12 protein-coding genes are annotated in these 11,385 nt (G+C 59.6%); 5 read left to right on the top strand and 7 right to left on the bottom strand.

All coding sequences use genetic code 11. The features are described 5' to 3' along the window. Positions 1-508: 508 nt before the first annotated feature. Positions 509-697, bottom strand: a complete 189-nt coding sequence (locus VFN25_RS02335) for a rubredoxin (protein WP_414648831.1) — start codon at positions 695-697, stop codon at positions 509-511. Positions 698-792: 95 nt separating this feature from the next. Here VFN25_RS02335 and thiE point away from each other — a divergent pair, with 95 nt between their 5' ends. From thiE to VFN25_RS02320, 3 genes are read left to right on the top strand one after another with little or no spacing between them, the layout of a single operon-like run. Beyond that, on the top strand, positions 793-1,401 hold the full coding sequence (gene thiE / locus VFN25_RS02330) for a thiamine phosphate synthase (protein WP_325138403.1): 609 nt from the start codon (positions 793-795) through the stop codon (positions 1,399-1,401). A gap of 16 nt (positions 1,402-1,417) precedes the next feature. Then, positions 1,418-2,701, top strand: a complete 1,284-nt coding sequence (gene hemL / locus VFN25_RS02325) for a glutamate-1-semialdehyde 2,1-aminomutase (RefSeq protein WP_325138401.1) — start codon at positions 1,418-1,420, stop codon at positions 2,699-2,701. A 28-nt stretch (positions 2,702-2,729) separates the two neighbouring features. Then, positions 2,730-3,848, top strand: coding sequence for a trans-sulfuration enzyme family protein (locus tag VFN25_RS02320; protein ID WP_325138399.1), 1,119 nt, complete (start codon positions 2,730-2,732; stop codon positions 3,846-3,848). A 44-nt stretch (positions 3,849-3,892) separates the two neighbouring features. Here the strand turns inward: VFN25_RS02320 and VFN25_RS02315 are convergent, their stop codons facing one another. The 6 genes from VFN25_RS02315 to VFN25_RS02290 form a co-directional block, all read right to left on the bottom strand. Beyond that, complete coding sequence (locus VFN25_RS02315) at positions 3,893-4,558, bottom strand: hypothetical protein (RefSeq protein WP_325138398.1); 666 nt, start codon at positions 4,556-4,558, stop codon at positions 3,893-3,895. Positions 4,559-4,610: 52 nt separating this feature from the next. After that, the gene (locus tag VFN25_RS02310; RefSeq protein WP_325138396.1) at positions 4,611-5,429 is read right to left on the bottom strand and encodes an NAD(P)-dependent oxidoreductase; all 819 of its coding nucleotides are present in this window, start codon (positions 5,427-5,429) and stop codon (positions 4,611-4,613) included. Positions 5,430-5,438: 9 nt separating this feature from the next. Then, positions 5,439-6,023: an LON peptidase substrate-binding domain-containing protein gene (locus tag VFN25_RS02305; protein ID WP_325138394.1), complete on the bottom strand. Its 585-nt coding sequence runs from the start codon at positions 6,021-6,023 to the stop codon at positions 5,439-5,441. 13 nt (positions 6,024-6,036) lie between these two features. Beyond that, positions 6,037-7,392 (bottom strand): UDP-N-acetylmuramate:L-alanyl-gamma-D-glutamyl-meso-diaminopimelate ligase, encoded by a 1,356-nt coding sequence (mpl, locus tag VFN25_RS02300; RefSeq protein WP_325138392.1) that lies wholly within the window; start codon positions 7,390-7,392, stop codon positions 6,037-6,039. A 159-nt stretch (positions 7,393-7,551) separates the two neighbouring features. Further along, on the bottom strand, positions 7,552-8,100 hold the full coding sequence (locus VFN25_RS02295) for a hypothetical protein (protein ID WP_325138390.1): 549 nt from the start codon (positions 8,098-8,100) through the stop codon (positions 7,552-7,554). A gap of 60 nt (positions 8,101-8,160) precedes the next feature. After that, the gene (locus VFN25_RS02290; RefSeq protein ID WP_325138405.1) at positions 8,161-8,724 is read right to left on the bottom strand and encodes an adenylate kinase; all 564 of its coding nucleotides are present in this window, start codon (positions 8,722-8,724) and stop codon (positions 8,161-8,163) included. A gap of 147 nt (positions 8,725-8,871) precedes the next feature. Between VFN25_RS02290 and VFN25_RS02285 the strand changes: the two genes are divergently transcribed. Beyond that, positions 8,872-10,131: a 6-phosphofructokinase gene (locus VFN25_RS02285; RefSeq protein ID WP_325138388.1), complete on the top strand. Its 1,260-nt coding sequence runs from the start codon at positions 8,872-8,874 to the stop codon at positions 10,129-10,131. Between the two features lie 177 nt (positions 10,132-10,308). After that, positions 10,309-11,385 (top strand): sodium/proton-translocating pyrophosphatase (locus VFN25_RS02280; protein WP_325138386.1); only part of this gene is annotated, 1,077 nt, incomplete at its 3' end.

Below are 11,385 nucleotides of genomic sequence, written 5' to 3'. Positions count from 1 at the left end.
TCGCGCTCTTTCGTGACTCTCCGCGATCGATTCTGCCGGCCCCCTGCCGCCGCTCTTCCAGCAAGCCGCTCCTCAGGGGGCGCGCATCCTAACCGCACTGCAGCATTTACGGAAGGGGGTTTGATGATTTTTTTTGCGCTGAATTATGCGTCTCCACGCAAGCCCTTGTTTCAGAAGGCCTTGAATGCTTTCGGCTGCGAGGACTCTCGCGATCCAGCTGATCGATTGACAGGTTGCGAGCATGCCGGCGGTCGCGGCCGCGGTTCTCGCATGGCGTGTTCGCAGAGCAGGCCGCACTGATAAGGCACCAACATGGGAACGCTGGAGCTCGGAGGTGCATCTTCAACCGGAACAAAGACTCGCATGTGAACCACCTTCGCCTTGCTGGCGCTTGTTGACTGGAGACCAGTCAAGCAGGCCTAACGGCAAAGACGGTGATGAAATGAGTCGCTGGGCGGCTAGCAAATGGCAGGATGATGGCAACGCGGAAGCGAAAAATTCGCGCGAATCAGACTTCAATCATCTCGAAGTCCGACTTGGTCACACCGCAGTCGGGACAGGTCCAGGTCTCGGGCACATCTTCCCAGCGCGTTCCCGGCTCAATGCCGTCATCGGGCCAGCCATCAGCTTCGCTGTAGAGGAAACCACAAACCACGCACATGAAAGTTCGAAACGGAGTGTCAGCCTGAGTCATCATTGATTCTGCAAGAGTTGAAGGCGCCAACAACAGACGCTGCGCATATCATTGTGTCAGCTTGCGCATGTCGCGCAAAGTCGGCAATCGAGATCGCGATGTTCAAAGCCAGAGGCTTGTACGCCATAACCAACGGTCCACGAGCGGATCTGCAAGCAGTCGTCGGCGCCGCCTTGAGAGGCGGCGCCAACGTGATCCAGTATCGCGACAAGACGACAGACAAGTCGCGCCGATTGAACGAAGCAACGTCACTTGCGCGGCTGTGCTGGAGTCACAACGTGCCATTGATCATCAACGACGACATCGATCTTGCCATCGAGTGCGGCGCGGCCGGCGTGCACCTTGGAGCAGAAGACATTGGCTTGAGCGCGGCACGCGCCCGGCTCGGCGACAAGGCCATCATCGGCGTCTCCTGTTACGACTCGCTGGCTTTGGCCCGACACGCAGTCGAAGACGGCGCCGACTACATTGCGTTCGGCGCCTTTCATCCATCGCCGACCAAGCCGCTGGCCCGCTGTGCGAAACCGGATCTGCTGGTCGAAGCGCGTTCATTCGGAGTGCCCGTGGTGGCAATCGGCGGCATCACGCCGGACAATGCAGGCGCATTGATCGCCGCAGGTGCCGATTGCGTCGCGGTAATTTCATCGCTGTTTGACGCGCCTGATATCGAATCTGCCGCGCGACGCTTCAGCCAACTTTTCCCCTGATTCCATCGAGAAATCCATGAGCTCAAATCACGAGATGTTCCAGCGCGCCCAGGCTCTGATGCCGGGCGGCGTCAATTCACCGGTTCGCGCATTCAAGTCGGTCGGCGGCGAACCATTCTTCACCGAGCGCGCCGATGGCCCCTACCTCTGGGATGTCGAAGGCAAGCGCTATATCGATTACGTTGGATCGTGGGGGCCGATGATTGTCGGCCACAACCATCCGGCCGTTCGCTCCGCTGTCGAAAAAGCGATCCAGAACGGGCTGTCGTTTGGCACACCCTGCCCGGCCGAAATCACGATGGCCGAGACGATCAGCAAGCTCATGCCATCGATCGAAGTGTCGCGCATGGTCAACTCGGGTACCGAAGCAACGATGTCGGCGATCCGCCTCGCCCGCGGCTTTACCGGACGCTCGCGCATCGTCAAGTTTGAAGGCTGCTATCACGGTCATGGTGATGCCTTCCTGGTCAAGGCCGGCTCAGGTGCGCTGACTCTGGGCACACCGACTTCGCCCGGCGTACCGGCCGCGCTTGCCGACCTGACCATGACGTTGCCATTCAATGATTTCGAAGCAGCTACACGCTTGTTCGACGAGATCGGCAGTGAAGTGGCGGGACTGATCGTCGAGCCAGTTCCTGGCAATATGAATTGCATTCCACCGCGTGACGGCTATCTGCAGCATTTACGCGAATTGTGCACAAAGCACGGCGTGCTGCTGATCTTCGACGAAGTCATGACCGGTTTCCGGGTCGCGCTTGGCGGCGCGCAAGCGCACTACGGCATCACCCCGGATCTGACTACACTGGGCAAGATCATCGGCGGTGGCATGCCGGTCGGCGCCTATGGTGGTCGACGCGACATCATGAACCAGATTTCCCCGGCCGGCCCCATCTATCAGGCGGGAACGTTGAGCGGCAATCCGGTGGCCATGGCCGCAGGCCTGGCCATGCTGGAATTGATCCAGGAGCCTGGCTTCCACGAAGAACTCTCGCGTCGCACACAACTGCTCGTCGATGGCATGCAGGCATTGGCAGACGGCGCGGGGATCGCATTCAGCACCACGCGTGTTGGCGCCATGTACGGCTTGTTCTTCAGCGCCGAAAAAGTCGAAACCTACGCGCAGACGACGGCGTGCGACACCTCGCGTTTCAATCGCTTCTTCCAGGCCATGCTCGCTGGCGGCGTCTTTCTCGCCCCGTCCGCCTACGAAGCCGGTTTCATGTCGATGGCGCACAGCGAACAGATCATTGCCGATACGCTCAAAGTGGCTCGCGACGCATTCCAGAACCTCGACGCCTGAATAAAGCACTCCATCTCGGACGACAACCATGCGATTCGAAACCCTGGCCGTTCACGCAGGCGGCGAAAGTGATCCGGCGACCGGCGCGCTGTCGCCGCCGATCCATCTGGCAACGACGTTCAAGCATGGACCGGCCGCCGAACGGCTTGATGGCTACGAATACCAGCGTGAAGGCAATCCAACCAATGACCGCCTGTGTGCCGCACTGGCAGCCCTTGAGCATGGCCAGTCGGCGCTGACATTTGCTTCGGGCATGGCCGCGATCAGCGGTCTGCTCGAATCGCTGAACCCTGGTTCGCATATCGTCATCCCGGATGATTGCTATACCGGATTGCGAATACTCGCCGGGGAGTTCCTCCCCGATCGAGGTGTCCGCGTCAGCACCATCGACGTGACCGACATTGATGCACTCCGCCAAGCCTGCAATGGCGGCATCGATCTGGTCTGGGTCGAGACACCCTCCAATCCACGCATGAAGATCACCGACATCCGGGCGGTGGCGGAAATCAGCCACGCCCACGGCGGCCGAGTGGTCTGCGACAACACCTTTGCATCACCGGCTTTGCAACGACCGCTCGATCTCGGCGCGGATATCGTCATGCATTCGACGACCAAGTACTTCGGCGGTCACAGTGACGTTCTCGGTGGAGCTTTGATTTTCAAGGAAGCGGGCGAATGGTTTGAACAGGCCGCCCATCGCCTGCACATCACCGGCGCGACGCTCGCTCCGTTCAGCGCCTGGCTGACTTTGCGCGGCTGCCGATCACTGCCTGCACGGATGAACATGCATTGCTCGAATGCGCGTGCAATCGCGGAATTCCTCGACAAACACTCATCCATCGAGCGGGTCAACTATCCTGGACTGCCCTCGCATCCCGGGCATGCTGTTGCTGCCAGTCAGATGAGCGACTTCGGCGGCATGCTCAGCATCGAACTGCGCGGCGGCAAATCGGCTGCGCTCGCCATGGCCGGCAAGCTCAAGCTGTTCACCAATGCCACATCATTGGGCGGCTGTGAATCGCTGATCGAGCATCGCGCCTCGGTCGAGGGTGAAAATCCGACCTCGACGGAAAATCTGTTGCGTATTTCAGTCGGACTCGAACATCACGAAGACCTGATCGCAGATCTGGTCCAGGCGCTGGATTGATCCGGAGCGGTCCGAGCAGAATTCCGAGCGACGCCCGAAATTACTCAGGGCGCGGAAAGCGGGCAGATTGACTGATCGAGTGTATTGGCACGCAGTGCCGGTTCGATCGCTGCCGAAGCATTTTCTTCCGCGCCGCTTATCGCTGCTGCAACGTTACTGCCGATCAATCCGAAAAGTGTTTGATTGCAATTGCCGTTGACCAGATCGTAGTGAGTGATTTCAACGCCCGGTGGCATCAGATTACTGCTGTAGACGCCATCCGTACCGTCCGTCTGCATCAGATAGTCGAGCGTATAGCCCAGCGTTATGTTGTTCAGATTGACCGAGCAGCTCGAAATGCCGGTGATCACTATCGGCACAACGATGTCGGCTGCCGAACCCGGGCCAACGAATTGTCCACCCGGGAAATCGCCCGAAAACGCGCCGGCAGAAATCGATACGGCACAACCTTCGATACCGGTACCGCAGCCGTTTGCGGCACCGCAAACCGTATAGTTGAATCCTGACTGGCTTCCCGTCTGCTTGGGAATGCAGGTACTGGTTCCATCGATATTGGTGCGTATCGCTTCAAGGAATTGCGACTTGGTTTTTCCCGGCACCCAGCAGGTCTCGAAGCCTTGATGGAAAAGAAGGTTCTGCGCCGATGCAGAACCCGCCCACAACGCGATTGAAACGACCGCGAGTGCAACAAACCGGTTTGTCTTGAGCATGAATTCCTCCCACAAGCCGACGATGCTAGCACCAACGCTAAGGCACCGCGGATCAATCAAGAAAAAGATCCGGCAGCAAGTGATTTCCCGGAGCAACCGCGTACTGATCGAAATCGGTGACACCTCTTGCGCCAAGTACTTCCTCGTCGATCAGGAAACCACCAGTCTGTTCGCGACTTGGCGTGGTCAGAATCGCATGCGCTGCATCGGCGACAATCTCCGGCTTGCGTGCGTTGTCGGTGTTGACTCCCGGAATCATGTTGAGGGCGTCAGTCGCAACGACGGTGCGCGGCCACAATGCGTTGACGGCAATGCCGATGTCGCGAAACTCTTCGGCCATCCCAAGCACGCACAGGCTCATGCCGTATTTGGCCATGGTGTAGGCGACGTGTGGAGCAAACCATTTCGGCTCCATGTTCAAGGGCGGTGACAAATTGAGAATATGTGGATTCGCTGCCTTCTTCAGATGCGGCAAGCAAGCCTGGGAACACAGAAACGTGCCGCGCGCATTGACCTGATGCATGAGGTCGTAGCGCTTCATCGGCGTATCGGCGGTACCGCGCAACCAGATGGCACTGGCGTTGTTGACCAGGATGTCGATTCCGCCGAAACGACTGACCGCCTTGGCAACTGCGGCGGTGACACTTTCCTCGTCGCGAATATCAACCTGCAGCGGCAAGGCCTGGCCGCCCTCCGCTTCAATTTCCGCAGCCGCTGTGAAGATGGTGCCCGGAAGCTTCGGATTGGCCGTTGCGCTCTTGGCCGCGATGACGATATTGGCACCATCCCTGGCCGCGCGTCTGGCGATGGCCAGACCAATGCCGCGCGAAGCGCCGGTGATAAACAGGGTTTTGCCTTTCAAAGTACTCATGGTGTCACCTCAAGGGGTCTGGAAGCGCGGCAGGTAATGCATCAACTGAACGAGGCGCTCAATTGGATCATTCAGTTGCAAAATCAGTTGTCGCTCATCGGGCTGCAACGGCAAGGCCTCAGCCAGGCGGTAGCCCACCCACGCCGCATCATCATAGCGATCACGCTCGACTTGCGCGTACTCACCGCCAACTTGCTCGTGGAATCGCTCAAGAATCGTCGCCAGCAATGCGCACTCGGGGGGAACGACCTGCTTTTCGTCTTCCGCCAGCCAATCCACGGAGGCATGGATCAAGCCGTTTTCGCTAATGCGCGTGTGCTGAACCTGAAAGCGTTCGCCACCCTGGGCGCGGATGCCGAGAAGACCATCATCGGTGGTATGAAAATCGACGATGCGTGCAAGCGTACCCACGGCCGCCGGTATCGATGGCTCGCCGACTTCTTCGCCCTCAAGAATCAGGCACACACCAAAGCCCGAGTCAGTCCGCGCGCAATCGCGAATCATATCGAGGTAGCGCGTCTCGAAGATGCGCAGGCTCAAGCTTCCTTCCGGATACAGGACCGAAGAAAGCGGAAACAGTGGCAGATCCGTCATCACCACGAATCGATCAGCTTGCGAGCATGTGCGCGAATCGGCGCGGCGCGGATTCGAAGCCACCGTTGGACATGAAAACAATCTGGTCGCCGGGTTGAACCTCCTCGCGCAGAAGCGCGAGCATCGAATCCACGTCTGCAACTGCTTGCGCTCTACCGTCAAGAGCCGCGATTACCTTCTGCGCATCCCATGGCAACTCGGGGCGCTGCAGGAAATACACACGATCGGCAGCAGCCAATGACGGCGCAAGTTGATCGGCGTGAGCACCGAGACGCATCGAATTCGAGCGCGGCTCAAGGGCAACGATGATGCGCGCACTGCCGACCTTGGCACGCAAGCCGGCAAGTGTCGTTTCGATGGCCGTGGGATGGTGGGCAAAATCATCGTAGACGACGACACCATCGTGTTCGACGATACGCTCCATGCGTCGTTTGACGCTGCGGAATTCGGCGAATGCAGGCAGCAATCCTGCTGCATCGACTCCGGCCGCGTGGGCAGCCGCCAATGCCGCCAATGCGTTCATCACATTGTGCCGGCCGAGCAGCGGCCAGCGGATCGTGCCGATCAAGACATCCCTGTAGCTGACCTCGAATTCCGAGCCATCCGCTTCGAGCAAGCGGGCGCGCCAGTCGCCGCCATCGATGCCAAAGGTTTCGACCCGCGACCAGCAACCCATCTTCAACACCTCGGCCAGATTCGCGTCCTCGGCGTTGACGATGAGCAAGCCATTGCCCGGCACGATGCGCACGAGATGGTGGAACTGACGCTGGATCGCGGCGAGATCCGGAAAAATATCGGCGTGGTCGAATTCGAGATTGTTGAGGATCGCGATCGATGGCCGGTAGTGGACGAATTTTGAACGCTTGTCGAAAAATGCCGTGTCGTACTCATCGGCTTCGATGACGAAGGGCGCGCCCTTGCCGAGCTGTGCCGATAGCGCAAAATTCCCCGGTACGCCGCCGATCAGGAATCCGGGCTCAACCCCTGCCGACTGCAACAACCATGCAAGCAACGAAGTGGTTGTGGTTTTGCCATGGGTACCGGCCACTGCCAGCACCTGACGCGTGCCTAGCAACTGCTCACCAAGCCACTGCGGGCCCGAGATATAGGCGACGCGCTGATCCAGCACATGCTCGATCGCCGGATTGCCGCGCGACAGCGCGTTGCCGACGATGACCTGATCGGTATCGTCATCGATGTGGCTGGCCAGATAGCCGGATTTGAGTGCAATACCAAGCGCTTCGAGCTGCGTACTCATCGGCGGATAGACATTGCTGTCGCTGCCTTCGACCTCATGACCGAGCTCGCGCGCGAGCGCCGCGATGCCGCCCATGAAAGTGCCGCAGATTCCGAGGATATGTAGTTTCATGCGGGTAGTTTAACGGGGAGTGGGGAGTGGGGAGTGGGGAGTGGGGAGTGGGGAGTGGGGAACAGGAAAAGCGAAACGACCGTTCGCCGCAAACCTGCAGGTGCGCCTTCTGGCGCTCCAGGGATAAGCTTGGCGTTCACCATCTACCCGAACTTTCGTTCAAACCGGCCCGGAAAACAGGAGGCGGCTCAAGGCGAAATCGGCAATCGCCCAGGCCAGCGCCAGCGACATGCCGATCCAGAACGGCGCATCGATCGCCTGGCGTACGTTGTGCGCATCGACCGCGACTTTCCACACCAGCACGCCCAGCGCCAGCCAGGCGACCAATGTCTGAACGGGCGACAGCAGCTTGTCCGATTCAGCAGGCGTGCCAAACAACCATGCCAATGGCAGGATCAGCATCGAGAACACCATCGAGCAGGCGATCAGGGCGATCGCGGTTTGCACGAAACGATTGCGCAAACCGCGGATAACCAGCGCTGTCCAGCACAGACCAAGCAGAAGACTGGTCGAGAACAGGCTTCGACCCAGCGCGCTGCTGCCGATATCAAACAGGCTCGCCGTGCTCAGATCGAGCACCACGCTCATCACAAGCAGCGCAACCAGCAAGCCCTGCTTGTGTGGGAGATCCTGCGGACCACCGCGGAATCGGCACAGGTTGAGAATGCGAGCAAGCAGTCCGGGCCCGGAATTCGGCGCTTCAGTCATCGCGGCAGCCACCGGCTTTTCGTCGCCGGATCGCGGCAGCGACCGCGAGGTACACCGGGATCAAGCCGGCAATGCGTCAACAATTCGCTGAAACACATCATCCAGCTCGCCAACGCCGTCGACGATGACCAGCTTGCCGATCTCGGCGAAATGGTCGGCAACCGGTGCGGTTTGCTCGGCGTACACACGCAATCGCGCGCGAACCGTTTCCGGTGTGTCATCGATACGACCTTCGGCAGCGGCACGCCCGGCAATACGCTCGACGATCAACTCGTACGGAACCTCAAGCTTGACCGCCACATCGAGCGGCTGACCCAGACGCTCAAGCAAGGCTTCGAGGGCGCCGCATTGGGCCACGTTGCGCGGATAGCCATCGAGAATGAAACCGGCCTTGGCATCCTCCTGCGAAACGCGCTCTTCGAGCATGCCGAGGACAATGTCGTCGGAAACCAGATCGCCGGCATCCATGACCGCCTTGGCCTGAAGGCCCAGCGCAGTTCCAGCTTTGACCGCAGCGCGCAAGAGATCGCCCGTGGATACATGCGGGATTTCAAGGAATTTCTTGAGCATTGAAGCCTGAGTGCCTTTGCCCGAACCGGGCGCGCCGAGTAGCACGAGTCGCATAGATATCCTTGACATGATGCGCATTCGAGGAAACCCACGACGCTGCGCTAGACTTTGAACCGGGTAAACGCGGCATAAAGCTATCTGCTGAAGCCATTGCAGTCAAACAATCCCACCGACCCATTCGATCAACAAGGAGTCTCCCCGATGCAAGGCAACCTGCTCTACGCGCAGTCCGGCGGCGTCACCGCCGTAATCAATGCCAGCGCCTGCGCGGTCATTGAAACCGCCAGAAAACACAAGATTCGAGTCTATGCCGCACGCAACGGCATCATCGGCGCCTTGCGCGAAGAGCTGATCGACACCTCAAAAGAATCAGCCAGCGCGATTGCGGCATTGCGCCACACGCCAGGCGGCGCATTCGGCTCGTGCCGCTTCAAGATGAAATCGCTGGAGGACAATCGCGCGCAGTACAAGCGCCTGATCGAGGTGCTGCGCGCCCACGACATTCGCTGGTTCCTCTACAACGGCGGCAACGATTCGGCCGATACCGCGAACAAGATCTCGAAAATCGGCAAGGCCCTTGGCCATGACGTGAAGGTGATCGGCGTGCCGAAAACCGTGGACAACGATCTCGCCGTGACCGATTGCTGTCCCGGCTTCGGTTCGGTGGCCAAGTACACTGCGGTTTCGGTGCTTGAAGCCAGCCTCGATGTCGCCTCGATGGCGGAATCCTCGACCAAGGTTTTCGTCATGGAGGTCATGGGTCGCCACGCCGGCTGGATTGCCGCTGCCGCAGGCCTGGCTGGCAAATCGCCCGATGAGGCACCGCATATCATCCTGTTCCCGGAAATTCCGTTTGACGAAAAAGCCTTTCTGGCCAGAGTCAAGGCGACCGTCAAGCGCGTCGGCTGGTGCACCGTGGTCGTCTCCGAAGGCGTGCGCAACAAGGATGGCAAATTCCTCTCTGAAGTGGGCACACGCGATGCCTTTGGCCACGCCCAACTCGGTGGCGTCGCCCCGCTGCTGGCCAATCTGGTCAAACAGAAGCTCGGCTACAAATATCACTGGGCCCTGCCCGACTACCTGCAACGCTCGGCCCGGCACATCGCCTCGAAGACCGATGTCGAGCAGGCCTATGCGGTTGGCAAGGCCGGTGTCGAATATGCAATGGCGGGAAAGAATGCCGTCATGCCGGTAATCGTGCGCAGTTCGGACGCGCCGTATCGCTGGAAGATCGAGCCGGCACCGTTGAGCAAGGTCGCCAACCACGAGAAAAAGCTGCCAAAGCGCTATATCAGTCGCGATGGCTACGGCATCACCGATGCCGCACGCCGCTATCTCGAGCCGCTGATCCGTGGCGAGGACGCGCCGCCATACGGCAAGGATGGCTTGCCCAAGTACGTGCGCCTGAAAAATGTCGCGGTCAAACAGAAACTTGCGCCCTATCGTATCGACGACAAGTAAAGCGGCCTCAACTTGGGCGGTCGGCGCGGCGACGCGGCAACCGCCCCCGTTTTCCCGGCAATGCACGATCAATGCTGCATTGCAAGAATAGGATCATGGCCAAGGACGGCTATACTCGACCGGTTTTTGGGGTCTCCGCTTTCTTTCCTTTGCTTGCCCGTTACTTGGGAGGATTAAATGCTGCAGCAACATGGCTTACTGTTTTCCATCATCTGTGCGGTTCTCGCCATTCTTTATGGTGTCTGGTCGATCCGCTGGATTCTTTCCAAACCCGCCGGCAACGAGCGCATGCAGGAGATCGCTGCGGCGATCCAGGTGGGTGCGCGCGCCTACCTCAACCGCCAGTACATGACGATTTCAATCGTCGGCGTGGTTCTGTTGATCGCAATCGGGTTTGCCCTCAACTGGCTGGCCGCTATCGGCTTCGCCATCGGCGCGATCCTGTCCGGCCTGGCCGGATATATCGGCATGAATGTTTCGGTCCGCGCCAATGTGCGTACGGCTGAAGCGGCGCGCAGCGGCATCGCCGCCGCATTGGCCGTTGCATTCCGTGGCGGTGCCATTACCGGCATGCTCGTGGTCGGCCTCGGCCTGCTCGGCGTCGCCGGCTACTACGTGTTGCTGGCGAAGATGGGCTATTCCACCGATGAAGCGTTGCATGCGCTGATCGGCCTTGCTTTCGGTTCTTCGCTGATTTCGATCTTCGCCCGTCTTGGCGGCGGCATCTTCACCAAGGGTGCGGATGTAGGCGCCGATCTGGTCGGCAAGGTCCAAGCCGGTATCCCCGAAGACGATCCGCGAAATCCAGCCGTGATCGCCGACAACGTCGGTGACAACGTCGGCGACTGCGCCGGCATGGCCGCCGACCTGTTCGAGACTTACGCGGTCACCCTGATCGCGACGATGCTGCTCGGTGGCGTCATGTTCGCTGCCGATCCGAATGCGATCCTCTACCCGATCGTGCTTGGCGGTGTTTCGATCATCGCCTCGATCATCGGCACGTTCTTCGTCAAGACCAGCGAAGGCGGCAAGATCATGAATGCCCTGTACAAGGGCGTCATCGTCTCGGCGGTGATCTCGGCAATCGCGTTCTGGTTCGTCACCCGCGAACTGTTCCCGGCCGGGCTGGATGTCGGCAATGGCATCAGCATCTCGTCGAACAGCATCTTCTACTGCGCCCTCGTCGGCCTCGTGCTGACCGGTGCCATGGTCGTCATCACCGAGTACTACACGGCCACCGAATACGCCCCGGTC

It is taken from the genome of Dokdonella sp., assembly GCF_035703485.1.
GTDB lineage: Bacteria > Pseudomonadota > Gammaproteobacteria > Xanthomonadales > Rhodanobacteraceae > Dokdonella.
The sequence above is the reverse complement of the archived record's forward strand: the minus strand, read 5'-3'. Positions and strand labels throughout refer to the sequence as shown.